This window comes from Kitasatospora humi, assembly GCF_020907985.1.
Taxonomy (GTDB): Bacteria; Actinomycetota; Actinomycetes; order Streptomycetales; family Streptomycetaceae; genus Kitasatospora; species Kitasatospora humi.
On the sequence record NZ_JAJJPA010000057.1, the window covers coordinates 1 to 19,975 of the forward strand.

At 68.9% G+C, this 19,975-nt stretch carries 20 protein-coding genes and 2 pseudogenes; 9 read left to right on the forward strand and 13 right to left on the reverse strand.

Annotated elements, in window-relative coordinates:
- Positions 1-121 precede the first annotated feature (121 nt).
- From LN042_RS31765 to hemL, 7 genes are all read right to left on the reverse strand, one after another.
- Positions 122-526, reverse strand: coding sequence for a hypothetical protein (locus LN042_RS31765; protein ID WP_230054895.1), 405 nt, complete (start codon positions 524-526; stop codon positions 122-124).
- 167 nt (positions 527-693) lie between these two features.
- Positions 694-1,854: a c-type cytochrome biogenesis protein CcsB gene (gene ccsB, locus LN042_RS31770; protein ID WP_230054896.1), complete on the reverse strand. Its 1,161-nt coding sequence runs from the start codon at positions 1,852-1,854 to the stop codon at positions 694-696.
- Positions 1,855-1,857: 3 nt separating this feature from the next.
- On the reverse strand, positions 1,858-3,564 hold the full coding sequence (resB, locus tag LN042_RS31775) for a cytochrome c biogenesis protein ResB (RefSeq protein ID WP_230054897.1): 1,707 nt from the start codon (positions 3,562-3,564) through the stop codon (positions 1,858-1,860).
- Positions 3,565-3,566: 2 nt separating this feature from the next.
- A complete protein-coding gene (locus LN042_RS31780) occupies positions 3,567-4,331 on the reverse strand; it encodes a cytochrome c biogenesis CcdA family protein (RefSeq protein WP_230054898.1) in 765 nt (254 codons plus the stop codon).
- Complete coding sequence (locus LN042_RS31785; protein ID WP_230054899.1) at positions 4,328-4,927, reverse strand: TlpA family protein disulfide reductase; 600 nt, start codon at positions 4,925-4,927, stop codon at positions 4,328-4,330. The genes LN042_RS31780 and LN042_RS31785 overlap by 4 nt, the downstream gene beginning before the upstream one ends.
- 110 nt (positions 4,928-5,037) lie before the next feature.
- Positions 5,038-5,715, reverse strand: a complete 678-nt coding sequence (locus tag LN042_RS31790) for a histidine phosphatase family protein (RefSeq protein WP_230054900.1) — start codon at positions 5,713-5,715, stop codon at positions 5,038-5,040.
- 11 nt (positions 5,716-5,726) lie between these two features.
- Entirely contained in the window at positions 5,727-7,049 is a 1,323-nt protein-coding gene (gene hemL, locus LN042_RS31795) for a glutamate-1-semialdehyde 2,1-aminomutase (RefSeq protein ID WP_230054901.1), read from the reverse strand.
- Positions 7,050-7,346: 297 nt separating this feature from the next.
- Between hemL and LN042_RS31800 the strand changes: the two genes are divergently transcribed.
- From LN042_RS31800 to LN042_RS31810, 3 genes and pseudogenes are all read left to right on the forward strand, one after another.
- Positions 7,347-7,934: a hypothetical protein gene (locus tag LN042_RS31800; protein WP_372495853.1), complete on the forward strand. Its 588-nt coding sequence runs from the start codon at positions 7,347-7,349 to the stop codon at positions 7,932-7,934.
- A gap of 184 nt (positions 7,935-8,118) precedes the next feature.
- Positions 8,119-8,676: a DUF4262 domain-containing protein gene (locus LN042_RS31805; RefSeq protein WP_230054903.1), complete on the forward strand. Its 558-nt coding sequence runs from the start codon at positions 8,119-8,121 to the stop codon at positions 8,674-8,676.
- A 111-nt stretch (positions 8,677-8,787) separates the two neighbouring features.
- Positions 8,788-9,324: pseudogene (locus LN042_RS31810) on the forward strand (hypothetical protein).
- Here LN042_RS31810 and LN042_RS31815 read toward each other — a convergent pair.
- The 4 genes from LN042_RS31815 to LN042_RS31830 form a co-directional block, all read right to left on the reverse strand.
- Complete coding sequence (locus tag LN042_RS31815; RefSeq protein WP_230054904.1) at positions 9,281-10,072, reverse strand: IS5 family transposase; 792 nt, start codon at positions 10,070-10,072, stop codon at positions 9,281-9,283. The pseudogene LN042_RS31810 and the gene LN042_RS31815 overlap by 44 nt on opposite strands.
- 267 nt (positions 10,073-10,339) lie before the next feature.
- Positions 10,340-11,014, reverse strand: a complete 675-nt coding sequence (locus tag LN042_RS31820; RefSeq protein ID WP_230054905.1) for an SMI1/KNR4 family protein — start codon at positions 11,012-11,014, stop codon at positions 10,340-10,342.
- Between the two features lie 230 nt (positions 11,015-11,244).
- Positions 11,245-11,637, reverse strand: a complete 393-nt coding sequence (locus LN042_RS31825) for a type II toxin-antitoxin system death-on-curing family toxin (RefSeq protein ID WP_230054906.1) — start codon at positions 11,635-11,637, stop codon at positions 11,245-11,247.
- Complete coding sequence (locus LN042_RS31830) at positions 11,634-12,221, reverse strand: hypothetical protein (protein WP_230054907.1); 588 nt, start codon at positions 12,219-12,221, stop codon at positions 11,634-11,636. The genes LN042_RS31825 and LN042_RS31830 overlap by 4 nt, the downstream gene beginning before the upstream one ends.
- Before the next feature lie 81 nt (positions 12,222-12,302).
- Between LN042_RS31830 and LN042_RS38140 the strand changes: the two genes are divergently transcribed.
- Positions 12,303-12,512: a transposase gene (locus LN042_RS38140; RefSeq protein WP_372495854.1), complete on the forward strand. Its 210-nt coding sequence runs from the start codon at positions 12,303-12,305 to the stop codon at positions 12,510-12,512.
- Between the two features lie 10 nt (positions 12,513-12,522).
- Positions 12,523-13,146 carry a hypothetical protein gene (locus LN042_RS31835; RefSeq protein WP_230054908.1) on the forward strand — a complete coding sequence of 208 codons (624 nt, stop codon included), beginning with the start codon at positions 12,523-12,525 and terminating at the stop codon, positions 13,144-13,146.
- A 77-nt stretch (positions 13,147-13,223) separates the two neighbouring features.
- On the opposite strand, the gene LN042_RS31840 is transcribed toward LN042_RS31835, so the two are convergent.
- On the reverse strand, positions 13,224-13,412 hold the full coding sequence (locus LN042_RS31840; RefSeq protein ID WP_230054909.1) for a hypothetical protein: 189 nt from the start codon (positions 13,410-13,412) through the stop codon (positions 13,224-13,226).
- A 593-nt stretch (positions 13,413-14,005) separates the two neighbouring features.
- On the opposite strand from LN042_RS31840, the gene LN042_RS31845 reads away from it, so the two are divergent.
- Both LN042_RS31845 and LN042_RS38145 read left to right on the forward strand, forming a co-directional pair.
- Positions 14,006-14,692 carry a hypothetical protein gene (locus LN042_RS31845; protein ID WP_308191897.1) on the forward strand — a complete coding sequence of 229 codons (687 nt, stop codon included), beginning with the start codon at positions 14,006-14,008 and terminating at the stop codon, positions 14,690-14,692.
- Positions 14,693-14,719: 27 nt separating this feature from the next.
- A pseudogene (locus LN042_RS38145) lies at positions 14,720-14,932 on the forward strand (HNH endonuclease); the annotation flags it as partial.
- Between the two features lie 23 nt (positions 14,933-14,955).
- On the opposite strand, the gene LN042_RS31850 reads toward LN042_RS38145, so the two are convergent.
- Complete coding sequence (locus LN042_RS31850) at positions 14,956-16,842, reverse strand: P-loop ATPase, Sll1717 family (RefSeq protein ID WP_308191898.1); 1,887 nt, start codon at positions 16,840-16,842, stop codon at positions 14,956-14,958.
- A gap of 127 nt (positions 16,843-16,969) precedes the next feature.
- On the opposite strand from LN042_RS31850, the gene LN042_RS31855 reads away from it, so the two are divergent.
- Together LN042_RS31855 and LN042_RS31860 are read left to right on the forward strand one after the other, a co-directional pair.
- On the forward strand, positions 16,970-18,817 hold the full coding sequence (locus LN042_RS31855; protein WP_230054911.1) for a hypothetical protein: 1,848 nt from the start codon (positions 16,970-16,972) through the stop codon (positions 18,815-18,817).
- On the forward strand, positions 18,814-19,962 hold the full coding sequence (locus tag LN042_RS31860) for a serine/threonine-protein kinase (RefSeq protein ID WP_230054912.1): 1,149 nt from the start codon (positions 18,814-18,816) through the stop codon (positions 19,960-19,962). The genes LN042_RS31855 and LN042_RS31860 overlap by 4 nt, the downstream gene beginning before the upstream one ends.
- Positions 19,963-19,975: the final 13 nt, after the last annotated feature.

The following is a 19,975-nucleotide window of genomic DNA, read 5'->3' on the forward strand; positions in this document are numbered from 1 at the left end:
GGTGAGGCCCGGCTATGACCGGGTTGTGACGCGGGAGCGGTGAGCGCACGGCCGTTGCCGGTCGGGCGGCCGGCCCGGCGTCGTCGTCCAGCCGAACGGCGAGCGGCGGTGCCGTTGGCGGTCAGGCGGCGACCAGGGCCGAGGAGCGCCCGGCGTGCATCAGTCGCAGGTGCGCGGCGAGCAGCTGCGGGTCCTGGTCCAGCCAGAGCCGCAGCGCGGCACCCAGCATCGCGCTGCCGGAGCCCAGCCTCACTCCGGTGGCGGCGGCCACCGCGTCGGCCGCCGGGACCAGCAGGTCGGCCAGCGGACCGGGCAGCCAGACGGTGAGCGCGCACGGCGCGGGCTCGCTCAGCGCGGCCAGCAGCCGGTAGGCGCGGGCCGGGCCGTGCAGGGTGGGCAGGATGTCCAGCAGGCCGTCGGCGACCACCTCGGAGAGGTCGCTGCGGTGGCCCTGCGCCAGGCAGCGCAGCAGCCTGCGCTCCGCCACCGTGATCCGGACCGTCAGCATGATCTCGTCGCCGTCCACGGCGCGGTCCTCCTCACTCCGGTACGTACTGCTTCGGCACGGCCGCCGCACCACTGTGACCCTGCCCGGTTCGGCGGCCGCCATGCCGCACTGTGCCGACTCTCACTCACTTCGCGGGAACCGGCGGCGGCCCCTAACCCGTGCGGGTGCCGCCGGTTGACGAACGGTCAGCCCACGCCGGCGTAGGAGTGCTTGCCGGTGATGAAGATGTTGACGCCGTAGTAGTTGAACAGGAAGCAGGCGAAGGCCAGCAGCGCCAGGTAGCCCGCCTTGCGGCCCTTCCAGCCGGCCGTGGCGCGGGCGTGCAGGTAGGCCGCGTAGACCACCCAGGTGATGAACGACCAGGTCTCCTTCGGGTCCCACTCCCAGTACTTGCCCCAGGCCGCCTCGGCCCAGATCGCGCCCGCGATGATGGTGAAGGTCCACAGCGGGAAGACCATCGCGTTGATCCGGTAGGAGAGCTTGTCCAGGGTCGGGGTGGCGGGCATCCGCTCGAACACCGAGGCCGGGATCTTGAACGGCCCGTTCGGCAGCCCGGCCGCCTTGCGCTTGTCGTAGGACTCCCGGCCCAGGTAGGCCGCGGTGCTGGCGAAGGCCGCGTAGAAGGCACCGCCGCAGATGATCGCGCAGCTGACGTGGATGGCCAGCCAGTACGAGTGCAGCGCCGGGACCAGTTGCTCGGAGTCGGTGTAGAGCACGCTGGTGGCCAGGCCCAGGGTCAGCGCGGCGGCCAGCACGGCGGGCAGGCCGAGCCAGCGGACGTTCTTGCCCAGGGCCAGCAGGATCAGGTACGCGCTGACCATGGTGAGCGAGAAGGCACAGGAGAACTCGTACATGTTCCCCCACGGCGGGCGCATCACCGAGAAGCCGCGGAAGGCCACCCCGGCGACGTTCAGCAGCGCGCCCAGCACGGTCAGCGAGATGGCGATCCGGCCGAACATGTCGGCCCGCTCGCTGCTGCCGGCCGCGCCCGGGCCGTCCACCGCCTGCTCGCCGTCGCCGCGGCCGCTGGTCACCACGGTGGCGCCCTCGCCGGCCAGCGCGGTGCGGGTCAGCGTGGTGGTGCCCCCACCGGCGGCGGCCACGGTGACGGTGACCTTCTTGGCCTTCTTGGCGGCTGCCGCCGGCGAGGCCGCGGCAGCGGCGGCGTCGGCGAGGCTGGCCTGCTCGACCGAGCGGCGGGCCACGGCACCCTTGCTGCCGAAGGTCCACTCGAACATGTGCGCGAACATGGCCAGCACGTAGACGCCCATGGCCGACCAGATGCACTTGTTGGACAGGTCAGCCAGTTGGGAGTTCACCCCGGTGGCGGAGGCGAGGAGGGACACCGTCTACTCCTTGGTTTCATCGGCCGGGGCTGACGCGGCGCCAGCCGGTTCGGATTCGTCGTCTGCCGGGGCGTCGTCCTCTAGTGCCGGGGCATCGTCCTGCAGGTCGACGGCGAGCTCGGCGAGCTCCTCGGCGATCTTCGCCGACTCGCTGCGGGTCAGGCCGGCCAGCTCCACCAGGGTCCGGCCGTCCGGCGTGGCGACCGCCCGCACCCAGATCCGGCGGCGCTGCACGAAGAGCGAGCCGACCAGGCCGGCGATCGCCAGCACCGCGCCGGTGAGCGCGACCGAGTTGCCGGGGCGGTGCGAGACCGAGAAGGTGGCCCACTTCTTGTAGCCGTCGAAGGTGAGCGAGCCGTAGCCGTCCGGCAGGGTCCAGCCCTCGCCGGGGCTCAGCCTGATGTGGGCGGGCTGGCCGTCCTGCTTGAGCTGGGACAGGTGGCTCATGTCCAGCTGGTAGACGTTCTGCGGCAGGCCGGAGTCGGTGCCCAGGTCGCCCGCGAAGGCGTTCAGCACCAGCGCCGGGGCGGCGTCGCCCGGGAAGAGCGAGCGCGGGCCGGTGGACTGGTCGAACTGGACCGGCGCGGTCGGCAGGAAGAAGCCCGAGAAGCCGAGCTGGACCTTCTTGCCGTCCTTCTGGCCGTAGTCGCCGACCTTGACCACACCGGTGGAGGTGAGGTTGGAGTCCTGCGGCAGGAACGGCACCGCGTCGTGGTAGACCACCTTGCCGCTGCTGTCCCGGACCGTGATCACCGGGGCGTAGCCGTGGCCGATCAGGTAGACCTTGCTGCCGGCGATCTCCAGCGGGCTGTTGACCGAGATGTCGCCGGTCTTCAGCTTGGTCGGGTCGGCGCCCTGCCAGTAGTGGATGTGCGCGACGAACGACCGGGCCTCGCCGATGTGGTCACCGGTGCTCTGGTAGGTGTCGGTGAAGCCGTCCAGCTTGAAGCCGAACGGGTCCAGGTCCTCGGGGCCGTACAGCGCCGAGCCGGAGAAGTCGTCCAGCTGGGTCATGGTGTTGGAGAAGCCGTCGCCCTCGACCACCAGTTTGCCGCCCTGGCCGCTGGCCAGGCTGGCCCAGGCGAAGCCGGCCAGCAGGGCGAAGAGCGAGAGGTGGAAGAGCAGGTTGCCGACCTCGCGCAGGTAGCCCTTCTCGGCCGCCACCGCGCCACCGGAGACGTGCGCCCGGAAGCGCCGCTTGCGCAGCAGCCGCTGGGCCGCCGCGACGGCCGCCGCGGGGTCGGTGTCGGTGCGCCAGGCCGCGTAGACCGGCATCCGGGTCAGGTTGGCCGGTGCCGTCGGCGGCTTGGCCCGCAGCACGCCGACGAACTGCCAGGTGCGCGGAACGATGCAGCCGGCCAGCGAGACGAAGAGCAGGATGTAGATCGCGGAGAACCAGACCGAGCTGTAGACGTCGAACAGCTGGAGCTTGTCGTAGAGCGGGGTCAGCCCCTTGTGGGCGGCCTTCCAGGTCTGCACCTTGAAGGCGTTCTCACTGGTCTGCGGGATCAGTGAGCCGGGGATGGCCGCCAGCGACAGCATGAAGAGCAGGATCAGCGCGACCCGCATCGAGGTCAGCTGGCGCCAGGTCCAGCGCAGCCAGCCCAGCGCGCCTATCCCGACGGGGGCGTCGCCCTCCACCGGGGCACTGCTGAGCCGTTCGGCGACTGCGTCTTCGGGCTGCTCGCTGCGCAGCTCGGTGTCACTCACGATCAGATTCCGATCTCGCCGCTGGGGGCCAGGTACTGGAGCTGGTTGACCAGGTAGTCCCAGCCGCCGGTGATCAGCAGCACGCCGACCGCGACCAGCATCGCGCCGCCGATCCGCATGACCCACTGGTAGTGCTTCTTGATGAAGCCGAAGGCGCCGATCGCCTTGCGGAAGGCGAGCGCCGCCAGCACGAACGGCAGGCCGAGGCCCACACAGTAGACCGCCATCAGGAACGCGCCGCGACCGGCACCGGCCTGGTTGATCGACAGCGCCTGGAGCGAGGCCATGGTCGGCCCGATGCACGGGGTCCAGCCCAGCCCGAAGACCACGCCGAGCAGCGGTGCGCCGACCAGGCCGACCGCGGGGCGGCGGTGCGAGCGGACCTCCCTGGTGGAGAACCCGGGGAGCACGCCGGCGAACGCCAGGCCCATCAGGATGGTGAAGCACCCCAGCACGATGTTGATGGTGTGCCGGTACTCCCGCAGGGTCCAGCCGAACTCGCCGAAGGCCGCGCCGAACGACACGAAGACGGCGGTGAAGCCGAGGATGAAGAGCACCGCGCCGGCCAGCATCCGGCCGCGCTTGCGCCCCTGGGCGTCGGCCAGGTCGGCCGCCGAGAAGCCGGTGACGTAGGAGAGGTAGCCCGGCACCAGCGGCAGCACGCAGGGCGAGAAGAACGAGACCAACCCGGCGGCGACCGCCACCGGTACGGCGAGCAGCAGCGGGCCGCTGAGCACCGTCTGGTTGATGCCGTCGGCCAGGATCACGGCTTCTCCGCGAGGATCGGCGCGATCATCGAGTCGAGCTCGTCCGGGGTGAGCCCCTTCATCGCGCGGGCGGCCAGCCGGCCCTGGCGGTCGATCACCACGGTGGTCGGGATCGACTGCGGGTTGAGGCTGCCCTTGGGGAACTTGAGGATCTGGGTGCCGTCCGGGTCGTAGATGCTCGGGTAGCTGATCCCGTTGACGTCCTCGAACTGCTTGGCGTTGGTCACGTCGGTGTCGCGGGTGTTGATCCCGAGGAACTGGACGCCCTGGCCCTTGTCCTTCTCGTAGACCTGCTCCAGGCCCTTGGCCTCGGCCCGGCAGGGCGAGCACCAGGAGCCCCAGATGTTGACCACCACGACCTTTCCCTGGAAGTCGGAGAGCGCGGTGGGCTTGCCCGTCAGGTCGTTGCCGCTGATCGCGGGGGCCGGCTTGCGGGCGGCCACCGGCACGGTGTCGATGCCGCCGCTGCCCGTCACGAACCCGGCCTGGGCGTCACCGCTGCCACCGGAGCCCGTGGAGCTGCAGCCGGCGAGGGTGAGGGCGGCGGCTGCCGCGGTGAGCACGGCGGCCATGCGGAGACGAGGCGTACCAGACATGTGAAAAGTTTCGCATGGCGGTTTCAGCCGGTTCAGGGGGGTCCGCCCTTGTGTGTCGGACCCCCGCTGACCTGTGGCTGTAAAGAACTCCTAAGGCTCAGGGCCGGTCGTTAGGCCCCGAAGCTCTTGGCCACCGGAGCGTCCCCGCGCCTGCCCTTGCCGGTCAGGTGGGCCGGCAGCAGGTCGCGGGCCGGCTCCGAGTAGCCGATCGAGACCAGCTTGTCGCCCTCGTAGGTGAAGCTGGTGAGCGACGCCAGCGAGCACTGCCGCTTGCGCGGGTCGTGCCAGAGCCGGCGCTTCTCGGCGAACGAGCGGACGATCCAGATCGGCGACTGGTGGCTGACCGCCACCGCCTCGTGGCCGCGGGCGGCGTCCCGGGCGGCGGCCAGCGCGGCCATCATCCGCACCGCCAGGTCGATGTAGGGCTCGCCCCACGACGGCCGGAACGGGTTGGTCAGGTGCTTCCAGGCGGACGGGTTGCGCAGCGCGCCGTCACCGACGCCGAAGACCTTGCCCTCGAAGACGTTGCCCGCCTCGATCAGCCGCTCGTCGACCGCGACGTCCAGGCCGTGCGCCTTGCCGATCGGCGCGGCGGTCTCCTGGGCCCGCTCCAGCGGGGAGGCCACCACGTGGGTGATGTCCCGGTCCGCGAGGTGCTCGGCGACCCGGTCGGCCATCTGCCGGCCCAGCTCGGAGAGGTGGTAGCCGGGCAGGCGGCCGTAGAGCACGCCCTCGGGGTTGTCCACCTCGCCGTGGCGCATCAGGTGCACCACCGTGGTCTCGGTCATCCGACGTCCTCTCAGCTCGCGGTCGCGCGCGCGGCGGCCTGGGCGGCGGCGGGCAGCGCGGCGACGATCCTATCGATCGCGCGTTCGTCGTGGGCGGACGAGACGAACCAGGACTCGAAGGCGGACGGCGGCAGGTAGACCCCGTCGGCCAGCAGGCTGTGGAAGAACGCGGTGAAGCGGAAGGACTCCTGACGCTTCGCCGAGTCGTAGTCGGTGACCGGCTGGTCGGTGAAGAAGACCGAGAACATGTTGCCGGCCCGCTGCAGGCGGTGCGCCACGCCCTCCTTGGCGAGCGCCTCGGTGACCAGGCCGGAGACCGTGTCGGCGACCCGGTCCACGGTGGCGTAGACCTCGTCGGTGCAGTTGCGGAGCTGGGCCAGGCCGGCAGCGGTGGCGACCGGGTTGCCGGAGAGCGTGCCGGCCTGGTAGACCGGGCCGGCCGGGGCCAGGTGGGCCATCACGTCGGCCCGGCCGCCGAAGGCCGCCGCCGGGAAGCCGCCGCCCATCACCTTGCCGAAGGTGAGCAGGTCGGGCGCCCAGCCCTCGTGCGCGGCCTCCAGGCCGTACCAGCCGGCCTTGGACACCCGGAAGCCGGTCATCACCTCGTCGGACATGAACAGCGCGCCGTTCTCCCGGCAGAGCTTGGCCAGGCCGGCATTGAACCCGGCCAGCGGCGGGACCACGCCCATGTTGCCCGGCGAGGCCTCGGTGATCACCGCGGCGATCTCGCCCGGGTGTGCCTGGAAGGCCTGCTCGACGGCGGCCAGGTCGTTGTACGGCAGCACGACGGTGTCGCCGGCCTGCGCACCGGTCACGCCGGGGGTGTCCGGCAGTGCGAAGGTGGCCAGCCCGGAACCGGCGGCGGCCAGCAGGGCGTCCACGTGGCCGTGGTAGCAGCCGGCGAACTTGACGATCTTGGCCCGGCCGGTGAAGCCGCGGGCCAGCCGGATCGCGGACATGGTGGCCTCGGTGCCGGAGGAGACCAGCCGGACCTGCTCGACCGGCGCCACCCGGGACACGATCTCCTCGGCCAGCTCCACCTCGCCCTGACCGGGGGTGCCGAACGAGGTGCCGCGGGACACCGCCTGCTGCACGGCCTCCAGCACCGCCGGGTGCGCGTGGCCCAGGATCATCGGACCCCAGGAGCAGACCAGGTCGACGTACTCGCGACCGTCGGCGTCGGTGAGGTACGGGCCGCTGCCCGAGACCATGAACCGCGGGGTACCACCGACCGCGCGGAAGGCGCGCACCGGCGAGTTGACCCCTCCGGGGGTCACCACCGAGGCGCGCTCGAAGAGCGACTGGGACTGGGGGGCTTCATACGGGTAGCTCACAAGGCTCCATCCTCTCAAACCGCTCCGGTCTCAAATCGTGTCCTTTACCTCTGCATATCGGACCCGATCATCTGGAACGATGATCCGTGTGCGGTTGCCGGTCGATTCATCCCGCACACTGGAGGTCACGACCACCGCAGCCCGGCGCGGGCGTGACGCGACGTGACGCGATCTGGTCGAGCGTGTCCGTTTTCGGTCATAACAGTCGTAACAAGAGTGACATAACGGGAAAATGGGGCCTCCGGCGGGACACCGGCAGGCCCGGGGGTCTGTCGATTCCGGCGAATTCCGGTGAGGATGGTCCGAGTGTCCGAGGAGCAGGACGGCTTCGAGGAGGCCGCGGGGGCAGGCCACAAGGCGGCCCGGGCGGGAAGGGGAAGGCGGGGTGAAGGTCGCGTGGGGGTGACGTACAAGTACTTCGGCGCACCCGACCGCGCCACCGCCGCCAGAGTCCCCACCGCGCTGGGCCCCGGCGGGCTCGGCCTGGACGCCGGCGAGCTCGGCTCGCTCGGCCGGCTCGGCGACCTCATGGAGACCAGCGGCTCCCCCAACGGGCACCTCTCCACCAAGATCAAGCCGGAGACCATGAGCGCCATGGTGCTCACCGGCATCCAGGGCGTCCCGCTGCACCAGGTCCCGCCGCTCGAACTGGTCGTCCTGCACCCCGACTACGCCGTGGTCCAGCTCCCCCACACCGTGGTCGAACCCCTGCGCAAGGCCGACGACACCGAACTCGGTGCCGCCGCCTTCATCTGGTCGACCGTCCCCGACCGCCGCGGCCCGCGCGACGCCTTCGTCATCTACACGATGCTGCACGAATGGCAGGACTTCGCCAACCGACTGCACGACGCCGGGCACCAGCTGTACTGCCTGGTGTGGCCGTAGGCGGTTCTCGCAAGCACTCCTGACGACTGGTCAGCTCTCTGCCGGAGCCCTTCCGCCGGAGAGCAGGCCAGGCTGCGGCAGGCCGCTGGGGCACACTGAGGGCACATCGCTCGGAAAGTGCCCCAACCGGTGTTCGCCACCCCAGCGCTCAGCACTGGTGATCGACCACCGTACTCTCGCCCGCATGGACCTCCCCGACTGCGGGTGCCTGCTCTGCGACGACGCGACCGACCCTTCCCAGTGGTCCGCGCGCGACAGCCACATCGCCAAGAACATCCGCGAGTACGACTGGCACGTCATGGGAGTGGCCGGCGCCCACCTGCCCGGCGACTGGTCGTACTCCATCGGGCTCTGGCACCTCCTGCGCAGCCCCGAGGTCAGCTTCTTCGGCATCCCCATGCAGACCGGGATGCGCATCGTGAACACCCTCGCCCACCAGATCCGCGACGGCCACCCGCTCGAACCGGACCAGCGCCGCGACGACGTCCTGGGTGGCGGCTTCTCGGTCGCGATCCGACCCGTCCACCCGAGCTGGTACCTGAGCTTCTTCGGCGCGGGCCTCGACTTCTACCAGCGCCCGCCACTGCCCATCACCCAGATGTTCTGGCCGGACAAGCAGGGCCGCTTCCCCTGGGAGGAGGGCGTAGAGGAGACCTGCCGCACCTCGCAGCCGCTCCTGTGGATCCCGCGCGAGGAGTCGTCCGGCCCTTGGGCCGACGAGGAGGACCCCAAGGCAGGCTGAGTGGCTGTTGTCTTTCCGGCCTTGCGGGCTGCGTTTCCGCTGGTCAGGAATAGGTTCGGCGGCTTCGGGGAGTGGTGACGTGTCGAGTTGTCGCTCCCGTGGAGGTTGGGGATGCCGTCGGTCGTGGGGCTTCTGGAACAGCGCGAGCTGACCGCTCGCCGTCGCATGGACGAGCTGCGGGAGGAGGCCGACCGAATCCAGGCCGAGCTGGCCGTGGTCGAGCGGGAGTGGAACGAGTGGGTCATCGCTCGCTCACGCGTCGGCGAGGTCCTAGCGCCGGGTGACGACGACGCCGATACTGGCGAGGACCTGGCGGATCCCGGTCAGCAGCCGACAGAGCCCAGCTCTTCGGGGGCGGCGAAGCCGAAATCGATGGTGCCGATGTGGCGTGCGGGGCTGGCATGGTCGGCACTTTCGGTGGACTACCAGCGCATCCTGCATGCGCTCGCGGATCGGGGCCGTCTCGGTCAAGGTCCGCTGACGTGCCAGGAGATGGCCGTCTACTTCGGTCTTGACCCGGTGCCCGGGAAGGTTGAGGCGCCGTGATCGAAGGCGAAGCGGTTGGTGGCCCCGGGCTGGCTGGTCGAGTCGGCGCCGGGACGCTTCACGCTCGCGAAGGCTGTAGCCGGGCAAGGCGGCAGGTCATGAGCTGCGTCATCGACCAGTGGACCATCGCCTCGGCGCTACTGGTGGAGCGCTCGAAGTCGCGCACGAGGCGGCGGCTCCGCATCAGGTGGGCGAAGAACCGCTCCACGATCCACCTCTTGGGAAGTACGACGACGCCACGCATGTCGTCGGTGCGCTTGACGATGGCGAGGACCAGGGAGAGTGCGGCGAGGCAGTTCTCGACGAGGCTGCCGGTGTAGCCGCCGTCGGCCCAGATCAGGGCCAGCAGGTGGTGCGCGGCGGCGACCTGGGCGAGCAGGACCTGGGCGGCGGCGCGGTCGCCGATATCCGCAGCGGTGACCATCACCGCGAGCAGCAGGCCGATGGTGTCGACCACGACGTGCCGCTTGCGGCCGTTGATCAGCTTGCCGCCGTCGAAGCCACGGCTGTCGGCGCCGACGACAGCGTCCGCCTTGACGGACTGGGAGTCGATCACGCCCGCGGTCGGCTCCGGATCCCGTCCGGCCTGTTTGCGGACCTTGCGTCGGAGCCGGTCGTGGAACTCTGTGACCAGGCCGTGGTCGCGCCAGCGGCGAAAGAAGGCGTAGACCCGGTCCCACGGCGGGAAGTCGCAGGGCATCGCCCGCCATTTCGTGCCGTTGTCGACCAGGTAGCGGATCGCGTCCAGTATTGCGCGGTGGCAGTACGCCTCCGGCTGGCCGCCCCGTCCGTGTAGCCAGCGCGGCACCGGCAGCAGGGGTCGGGCCGCCGCCCATTCAGCGTCGGTCATGTCGGATGGGTAGCGTCGCACACGTTCCCCGTGATCGGCCGCGTTCCCGCACACGTGCGCGAGACAGTCACACTGTCGGGCGGCCGAGCTGGACGCTTGCGAAGGTGGCACGGAAGACTGCGGCACAGGGCCTCCTGTTGCGCGTGGACTTCGATACCCACGAGCTGCGCAGGAGGCCCTGTCTCCATGCACGCACGGTCCGGAGATCCCCCAGCCGGGTGACAAGCGCGAAGTCGCGGATCTCCAAGATCGACCGCAGACTTCTTGTCATCGGTCCAGGCCGCAGGCAGCCTCGGCGGCTGCGAGCCACCCGAGGTACCAACTGGCGAAGTCCGATACGGAGCCGTCGGTCTCGCGCATCGGATGAAGATCCGTGCCGTTGCAGCGATCGTCACGCCACATTCGGCCGCGTTCAGGTCCGGTGACGACCAGCCAGACCACCATCCCGCAGCCCTCGTCACACAGGCAGAGAGCACCTGCTGTGCGGCGCGGATCGTACTGCACCTCGCCCAGGCGCTCCTCCCACGCCTCAAACGCCGCGTCGAGATCGGCAAGGTCGTCGAAGTCGTCCTGCACCGGCCGCTCAGCCAGGATCGCGACCGTTGCCTCGGGGTCCGCCCCTCCCGGAAACTTCTCCGCGAACATGCCCGGCTCGACCTCCTCGATGAGCTCTCCGACCCAGCGCCAGCCGGCGGAACCTTCGCGCCGCACCGGGAGAATGCCGTAGGCCGGACCGGCCCCGCCAGCCCCGACATGCAGGAGGAACGATCGATAGTCCTCGGGCAGATCGACGTCCAACCAGGCCTCGAGGTCGGCCACCTCGGTGGTGGCTAGAGGGGCATCAAGCGCAAAGCCGTGCGCCCTCGCCCCGAACACCTTGTCGCTGCCCGGCACGGCGGCCAGAGCCAGCACCCGATCACGCACCCCGGTCCAGTCAGTCATGGCGCCCGACCCTACCGGCCGCCGCCAGCGTTTGACCTGCCTGGGTCGGCGACACCGACGACCAGTTGCCCTACCGCCAAACCCACCAAGGCCAGCAGATCATCCGATCGGGTCGGCGACCTCGAACTCGCAACCATCAAGATCGGTAGAGCAACAGCCACTGAGGCCAACCGCGGTCCAAGGGGAGACCGAAAGCCCCGCTCCAGGTAGAGCGACGCCTTTCGTGGTGATCAGCGGGAGAGGATCTGCCGCAGGTCTTCGGCCGCCTTGGCGATGTCGTCGCTGTAGCCGCCTTGGGCAAGGCGCAGCATGTACTCAACGGCGAGGTCAGTCGGCGGATCGGTGTACGGCACCTCGTTCAGGTCCAGGAACAACAGCATCGCTTCGAAGGCCGTGCGCTTGTTCCGGTCGTTGAGCGCGTGGTTCCTGGCAAGCGACTCACCGAGGGCCGTGGCTTTCGACCACAGATCCGGATAAGCATCCATACCGAACACGGAGCTCTGAGGGCGCCCCAGTGCGGAGAGGAGGAGGCCGCGATCCCTGATCACGGCCCCGGTGCCCTTCAGGAGGTACTCGACGTCCTCCAGGTCGAGATACTCGGCCTCACCCCCCGGATCGGTCACAGCTCGGCCAGCCTCTCCAGTGTTTCCGCGTTGGCCTCGCGGATTCGCCGAACAGCTCGCGCCCGGCGCTCAGCCTTGCTCGGCTTCGTAGCAGTCTTGGCCAGCTCGTCCTCCGCATCAAACGCGTCGACCACTTCGACCGGGACCAGGCTGTGCTCGTGAACATCGACAATCAGCCGATGCCCGACGAAATCGTCTGGAATCCGGATCGCGGTGATCGGCAGGGACTCGGGCATCCTGAGCATCGGCCGCAGCCTCGCGACGGCGTTGCGCCACTGTGACTGGCCAAAATGGACTGGCGGCAAGGGCGGCAGCGCCAGATGGCTTCGGAGAGTCCTCAGAAGCTCGTCAGCCGGGGCTTCGGGCCCGAGAGGCAACCCCTCGACCTGGAGATACCTAGCGACCAGCTCAATGGCTGCGTGGGCCGTCTCCGCGTCGATCGCCGCAGACCTCGTCAGCTGGCGCAGCGCCGCCGCCCGGAGGGTGTCCTCGGCCGTCTCGCTGGGGGTAGCGTCGGGCTCAGACTCGTCGAGCCATACCGTCACACCGCGGCGGTCGCCGTTCTCCACATACTCGATCGACACGGGACTCTCCTTCCCTCGGTCTCCCACGCTAACGGGGTAGCGCACTCTGGGCCAGAAAAATGCCCGTGCCTTGCCCGCTACGTGACTGGCGGCCTCGGGGGCCTGATCGAACCAGTCCTCGCAGCCCGGCGAGCTCGCCGCACCGGCCCAGGGACAGAAGCCCGGGTTCATCACGTGCGGGAGATCATGAACAAAGCTCTTTGCGCCAACGTGACGGGCATCCGATGGGAGCACCTGCCGCACGACTTCCCGCCCTGCGAGACGGCCTGTGGCTACTATGCGGAGCAGTAACGTGAGTGCCATGACGGAGAGCCCGTACAGCGCAGCAGACATCAAGGTGCTGGAGTACGACGAGGTGTTCCGCCAGCGTCCCGGCATGTTCTTCGGGGTCGGGCCGGAGCACCCCGAGCTGGCGACCCGGGTGCTATGCCAGGTACTCGCGCACGAGCTACACCCTGCCGCCGCAGTCGCCCCCAACCACGCGCTCGTCGCCAGCGCCGACGTCCTGTCAGACCTTGCCTTCTCGGTGACGGTTAACCAAGCGGCACCACTCGCCAACTCCGGCGGGCGCCCGTTCGCGCAGCACGCGGCGCTGTTGGGCCACAGGTGGGTCGCTATCGGCGCGGCGGCGTTGAGTTCCCATGCCGTCATCGAGCGGTGGGCCGACGGACAAGGCCTGCGCCAGGAGCTCACCAGCCTCCGCCGCGCGGCATCGCCTTACTCCTTCGAGCCGCCGGCCGGCCAGGGGATGCGGATGACGTTCGAGCTGGACCCCGAATACTTCGGCCCGACCGCAGCCATCACCTCCGACCTTGGCTCCCTGGGACTCCACGGTCCGGACTGCGGAGAGCCAGCAGGACCGGGCTTCGTCGAGGTGCGGGACCGCCGGGCGACTGACGGGATGTCAGTAGCTCGCTACCAGTGACGGCCTTTGATTGATAGCGAGACGGCCTGGGCCTGCGCGGACGATCAGCCGCAGGACCGAAGCGCCAGGGGGATCGCTCAGCTGGTCGAGTGGTACACCTCGAAGCCTGTTTCGATGGTGCCGCGGAACGCGAGCGCAGTGCGGTCGATACCGAGGGCGTTGAGGAGGACATCGAGCGCCACTTCCACGTCGTCCACCGAACGACTCACCCAGACGAAGGTCTGCTGAACTGGCGCACCTTCAAGCCAACTCAGCGCGAAGTCCACCGTTTGCAACGGTGAACATCCACATAGCCGAGGTCTTCCCACCCTCGCTCGACGGTGAGCCGCAGCCGTTCCGCAAGTATCTCCAGCGGCGGCTTCAGCCCTGCCACCACCTGGAAGGAACTGGCGGCGAACTCCCACATGCTCCGTTGGAACGCGGGGTTGCGCTTCCCACCCTGAGCCGTCTCCCACTCCGGACCAGCGACGGCTGAAATGCCGTTGCCGCTTGGGCATCGACCTGGTGAGATGCAGGGGCTTCAAGAGCGGGGGACGGCTTGGCCGTGTTCGGGTGTGCAGGCTGTGGTGCGGTACTGACGATGGCAGTGTCGGAGGTGGCACTGCCAGTCCACTTGAGCGACACCCATTGGGAGAGGCTGCACCCGCCCCTCCTGGAGGCTGGCGCCTACGCCGTCCGCCGCGAGCCGCATGGGCCACCCTGGCGGCTGTGGGAGCAGGTCGGAGCCCAGGAGGCAGCGGAGCGAGGAATCTTCGCGCCGGTCCGCGCCCTATCTGACGGCCCGTCGGGCACTGTCCTCCTGGCCCCCGGCGACACTCGCGGCACCGGACTGATCCCGGAGCGGACCGACGGGTACTGCATGGGGATCGACGGGCGCGACGGGCCGAACCTGGCCTGTCTGGGCTGCGGGTTGCCGGTCGGATCGCGGATCGACGACTGCGGGCAGTGGCAGGTGGTCGAGTTCCTCCCGGCGGCGGTGGTCAGGCTGCCCGGCCCGCCGGAGCGGCCAGTCATGGACTGGGCGGAGTTACTCGCCGACGGTCTGCTGTGGCACCGGCTGAGCGAGTACCGGGACATCCCGGCGGGCGTCGCCCTCGCCCACGTCGTGGTGGCCGCCCAGGGCAAGCCGGTCGAAGTAGTGCCCGGTCCGGTCGCCGAGCTCCTGGGCCGGGCCATAGCCGCGCTGCTGACCTCCGGGGAGGACTCGAAGCGGCTGGACCTGGCGGGGCCCGGGCTCGGCGAGCGGACCGCCGACCTCGTGCTGGTTCCGATCCACCCACAAACCGGGGAGATATGGCAGCCGAGCGGCGGCGCGATAGCCGTGCCCATGGACGCAGCGCTCTGGGCCGAGCTGGCCTTCCCACCCCATCGGACTCGACTGCCGGTGGTCGGCGGACTGCCGGCGGGCGTGGAGCGGAACGATCCGCTGCCACCGCACCCGCAGTGCCCCTTCCAGCCGTCCATCAGTGCGTTCCGGTACACGCTGGCGCGGATACCCGCCGTCCGCGAACCGTGGCTACGGGCGATCTACGACCGCAGATACTGAACCACCAGGCAGACCCGATCAGGAGCGATGCGCCCCGTTGGGGAGTGTCATGAATTCGTGATAGACCCCAGGAAGCTTCCCTCCTGGGTCCGAGAGGTAGTCCTGGCTGCCAATGGCGGCTATTGCACGTACTGCGGGAGCGCGGGAACCCGGGCTGAGGTGGTCGACCACGTCGACCCGGTATGCGCTGTTGGACGGGATGACATCACGAACCTGATCCCGGCATGCCACTCCTGCAACAGCAGCAAGGGCGGGCCGGACGGTCACGGGGAAGAGTCCGACCTGCCGGTTCCACCTCCGACCGCGCGGACCAGCACACGAGCCTCGTCCGCCAGACGAAGGGTGACGTACCTGTCGGCGAAGCCGTTGCGCGCGAGTTCGGCCGCCAGGTTGTCGAAGTAGTTGGAAGCCGCCAGGACGTGCGCGTCGACGTCCAACTCCTCCCCCTCGTCCCGACCGCGTCGAGCCGTACCGGCCGCGGCCATGACCCGCCCGATCTGCGCGTGCACGTCGTTTCCGATGGCAGCGGGCAGACCGGACCGCCCCAGCTGGCGCAACAGCCGCTCGCAGGCGCCGACCAGGTCGTCGAACAGCCGACGGTCCCGATCGACCGCCAGTCCGACGTCGGACCCGGAAATGATGTTGAGCAGCCCGCCGTGGCCCACGATCGAATTCCGGGTCAGGGTGTATTGGAAGGCCGGGACGTCCACGGACGCCAAGAGGTTGAGAGCGGGCCGGAAGCAGGGGTGAACGTGGAACTCGTGCTCGCCCGGCAGTGGCGGCGTGTGGGTGCCGCCCGCGTACACGACATCGCTGCCACGCCGCACTCCGAGGAAGCTAGTCCCGTACAGCACGTCGATGATGCTCTGCGGGGTGAGGCTTTCCGTATAAGCAGGGAAGGCCCGGTGAAGAGCCTCCCGGTGCGCCTCGAAGCGATCGGCGAGGGCCGAGCGCATAACAATGTAGCCGGTGTTCTCGAACAGGGCGAACAGCGACCGGAGGAAGGGATGGTTGACCATGTACTCCTTGGCGAGGTCGTCGAGCTTCCAGCGGGAGAACTGCTCGGTCGCGCCCACCACGTCGGCCTCCGTGATGGACGGCCCACCCCGCTCGTCGGCCACGCTCTGGCAGGCGTTGAGGAATTGGATGGCGTCCCTGGGACGCGGCAGCGAGCGCCGGAAGAGGTACTCGGCGACTGGCTCTCCGTAAACGCTCGCCGGGAACACGCCGCCCCACAACTGCTCGCGGGTCAGGCCAGACCCGAGGGAGGCCTTGGCCCGGGCGAGGGCGACATCCTCCAGTCCTTCCGCGGTCCATTCGATCCGGATCTCGTCGCTGTGGAATTTGTCGGCATCACCAAAGTTCAGGGCGTCGTAGATGTCCGACCGGAGGAAGAGCGCGGTCCGGACTCCGCCGTGGTAGTAGCCCGTCGCATACTTGGCCGCCAGTAGCAGTCCGGTGACCAAGGCGTGGCTCTCCGGGCCTGCGGTCCAGACCTCCTCCAGCTGGTCGACCAGGAACAGCAGCGGAGGGTGCTTCCCCTCGCAGTCCAGCTCGCGGAAGCTGGCGGCGACGCCATCCTCCAGCACCCCCAGTTGGTGCCCGGCCCGAGCGCCCTCGGAGGTGCCGTTGACCCCGAAAGCCGCCTCGACCCCGAATGCCTTCAGCGAGAGGTTAGCCGACTGCAGCCCCCGGACGCCCCGTCGGAGCCGGTCGTACAGTCCTGCTTCGCCCTGCTCCCCGCTGTCCTTCAGGAACGAGCGCAGGGTCCGGACGGATTCGGGGAGACGGCGGCCGTGTGCCACCCGCGCGTGGGTCACCAAATGGCGGGCGGCGTGGACTGCGAAGACGTACCGCCAGATCATCGACTTGGCGGTGTCAGCGGTGACGCCCTGGAGTTCGAAGCGCCGGATCTCGTCGCCGGTGGCGTCGTCTGGCGTGATCAGGATCGACGAACCCGAATGCCCACCCAGTGTCGCCAGCTGGCGGCAAATGGCGCTCTTACCGGATCCCTTTCGGCCGATGATCAGGGATTTCCGGCCCTGCAGGGCCGCCTTGTACGCGTAGTTCGGCCGGAAGACCGCGCCCCTCAGCAGCCCGTCCTTGAGGTCGGTCTCGGCGTCGTCACGCCCGAAGAACAACTGGCTCACCAGTCCGACCTGCTGCCCCACAACCGCCCCCCGAAGGTGATCCGCCGACCCTTTTTCCCAGACTAGGCGCTACCGGACGACACTGCCTGAATAATGGTCGGAACCGTAGGACTTGGGGGGAGCGGACATGGGCTGGGACGGGTTCACCGACGACTCGCCGGAAGCTCGCGAAGGCGACCTGCACAGTCAAATCCTCTCCCTACGCCGGGAAGTGGCACTGCTGCGCGCGGCAGGGGACGACCGTGGCAGTGGTCTCGAAGCCCAACTCGGCCAAGCGCGGATGGAGATCAGCCGGCTGGAGCAGTGTCTGTCAGCGGTCTCCGCAACCCTCGCGCAGACTCACCAGGCACTGGACAAGGTCACCACGACGACCGATGCCACGCACGACGCGCTCAACTCGTTCGTAGAGCGGTACGGCCGGGACCAGATCGTCGTGAACGCCCAGGCCGAGCTGTCCCGGCTCACCACCGAGTGGAACGCCCGGTTCGCCCAGCGGCGGCACGTCCGCACGCTTGCTCGCGGGCTGGTGCACGGGCTGATCGAGGACGCCTTGTCACGGGGGATGGTGGACCAGGAGATCCTCCAGGCGTACAGCCAGGAACGGCTAATCATGGAACCGTCCTTCTGGCTCGCACCGGCCGTCGTGGCGGTGGCTGCACGCCACAGCGGGGACAAGGCCCGCGAGAGCCGGGCCCGCAGCCACGCGCTCACCCTCGACAGGCCAAAGGCGACCCTCTTCTTCGCCCTCACCAGTTCGCGCCAGAAACGGCAGAGCGAGGCCGCCCTGTGGATGGACCAGTACCTGGCCGGGCTCGACCCGTCCGACCTGGGACAGGAGTTTTCGGTGGTTCTCGACGCGGTCGCCGGCGCCGAACTGGGTTTCGAGGCCCTCACCTACGCCCAGCAGGCCATGACGCGCTGGGACCGCGAGGCCAATGCTCACCTGTCCTTGCTGCCCAGGCAGGACGACGGCGCATCGCATCTCGTCCGCTGGCAGCCGTGGATGTTCGAGTCGGGCATGCAGGATTCGGGCCGGTTCAACGCGCTGGCCGAACTCTGCCCGCGCCAGTGGCCGATGATGCTTGAGGGCTGGCAGATGGCAACCGGAGTGGAGGGAACGATCGACTACCTCCAGGACACGTATTCGACGATTCCGGCCATGCGCACACCGGGCAGTCGCACCGACATCGCATTCAATCATCTCATCGGTCAACAGGACGATGACGAAAGGGATATGAACGAGCAGATGGAGCGATTGCGATCGATCATCGACCACGGCGGCCAGGAGCCGGAACCAAGGCTGAAGAGCCTCATCGCCTTCTCTCCCACCGAGCGCGCCAAGGACTTCCAGCGAGTTCTCCAGGAAGCCATCTTCAAGCCAGAATCTGTTGAACTCGGCTATCCAGCCAGGCTACTGAGCCTCCATTGCACCTGGCAGAGCCTGCGTTCCGCAGTTCTCGCCGCCGCCGAGCAGTCCGCCGCGGCGCTCCCCTCCGCCTTGACCATCACTGTGGACGGCTGGAGCTGTTCCTTGCCCGCCGATCCGCCTCCACCTGAAACCATCAGGCATCTGCTCTCCGACTATCGGAAGCACCTGGAGAAGTCCACTGACGACGCAGTCAGTTCCGTCAATCCGGTCTGGCCACGCATCTTCTCCTTCGCCGCGGCGGCTGCGGTCGTCGGCGGGTTCGCACTGTTCCTCGGCGGCGCCGGTGCGGCACTGGCGACCGCCGTGTCCGTGGGCCTGATCTGCGCCGCCGCCTGGGACACGCTCCGGGTCCCCTGGCATCGGCAGCGACTTCGGGACGACGCCAGTCGGCGCCAGATCGCCGGCAGCACCCAGCTGACCAGAGCGTTCGCCCAACACTCCCGCATGATGCGGGAGTGGCGCGAGTGCCTCAGCGCCATCGAGCGGCTGGGCGCCTGGTCCCCGGCCATCCCCGCACAGCAACCAGACCCCAAGGATCGACCGTGAACGAAAGACTCGTCGCCGGTCGTTATCGCCTCGACCAGCGGCTCGACAGCGGCGGCATGGGAGACGTCTGGGGCGCCCACGACATCGGGCTCGATCGACCGGTCGCCCTCAAGTTCCTCGCGCTCGACCGCAATCGGCAGCCGCAGCACGGGGGCAGGACCACCGTGCAGATGGTGAACAGGTTCCGCCGCGAAGCGCAGGCGACGGCCCGCGTCAATAGCCGGCACGTAGTCACCGTGCACGACCAGGGCGAGGAGAATGACCAGTACTACCTGGTCATGGAGAAGATCGAGGGTTCCCCTCTGTCCACCTACATGGGGGCGGGCAACACCCTGACGCTCGAACAGACCGTGCGGTGGGGGACGCAGATCTGCGAAGGGCTGGCGGACGCGCACGAGGCGGAGGTGATCCACCGCGACGTCAAACCGGACAACATCATGATCACCGAACGCGGCGATGTGAAGCTGGTCGACTTCGGCCTCGCCCTGCTACTGGACGCGACGGTCACCCACGGCACCGGCTTGACCTGGCTGTACGCCTCGCCGGAACGGATCAACAACGAGCCCGGCGACGAGCGCAGCGATCTGTACTCCTTCGGCTGCGTCCTGTACGAAATGCTGACCGGCCGACCACCGTTCGGAGACCGCGAGACCTCCACCATCGCCATCGCCAACATGCACGTGCACGCCCTGCCGTCACCCCCGCAGAACGTCCGCCCGGGCGTCCCAGCCGAACTGAATGACCTGGCCCTCCACCTGTTGCAGAAGGATCCGGCTCGCAGGCCTCCCGACGCGTCGACGGTTTCGCACCTCATCCAGCAGGTCAGGCACGCGGTTCCGCCGAGCGACGGGGCGGTCGTGCTCGCCGACACGCCCCACGTGAACCCCGACTACGTGGAACAGATCCGAGAATTGGAACGCTCCATCCGCACCATGCGATTCACCCACGGCTTCACCGCTTCGGAAGTCATCGGGGCTCGGATGAAACTCGCAGAACTCACTGGAGAATCCGGCGATCGACGCGGCGCCGTCTCCCTGTACGAGCACCTCGGCCGCGACTGCCAACGTGCATTTGGACCGTACGACACCCGGACACTGGACGCCCTCGAAGCGATGGCGCAGTGGATCGCCGCCGATCACTACTGAACTTGATTGGGTG

Coding starts and splice junctions, on each gene's coding strand:
- LN042_RS31815 (WP_230054904.1), bottom strand. CDS start 10,072: ATGACCGACGCTGAATGGGCGGCGGCCCGACCCCTGCTGCCGGTGCCG.
- LN042_RS31800 (WP_372495853.1), top strand. CDS start 7,347: ATGGTCCGAGTGTCCGAGGAGCAGGACGGCTTCGAGGAGGCCGCGGGG.
- LN042_RS31845 (WP_308191897.1), top strand. CDS start 14,006: ATGGGGATCGACGGGCGCGACGGGCCGAACCTGGCCTGTCTGGGCTGC.
- LN042_RS31805 (WP_230054903.1), top strand. CDS start 8,119: ATGGACCTCCCCGACTGCGGGTGCCTGCTCTGCGACGACGCGACCGAC.
- LN042_RS31855 (WP_230054911.1), top strand. CDS start 16,970: ATGGGCTGGGACGGGTTCACCGACGACTCGCCGGAAGCTCGCGAAGGC.
- LN042_RS31785 (WP_230054899.1), bottom strand. CDS start 4,927: ATGTCTGGTACGCCTCGTCTCCGCATGGCCGCCGTGCTCACCGCGGCA.
- LN042_RS31790 (WP_230054900.1), bottom strand. CDS start 5,715: ATGACCGAGACCACGGTGGTGCACCTGATGCGCCACGGCGAGGTGGAC.
- LN042_RS31835 (WP_230054908.1), top strand. CDS start 12,523: ATGACGGAGAGCCCGTACAGCGCAGCAGACATCAAGGTGCTGGAGTAC.
- LN042_RS31820 (WP_230054905.1), bottom strand. CDS start 11,014: ATGACTGACTGGACCGGGGTGCGTGATCGGGTGCTGGCTCTGGCCGCC.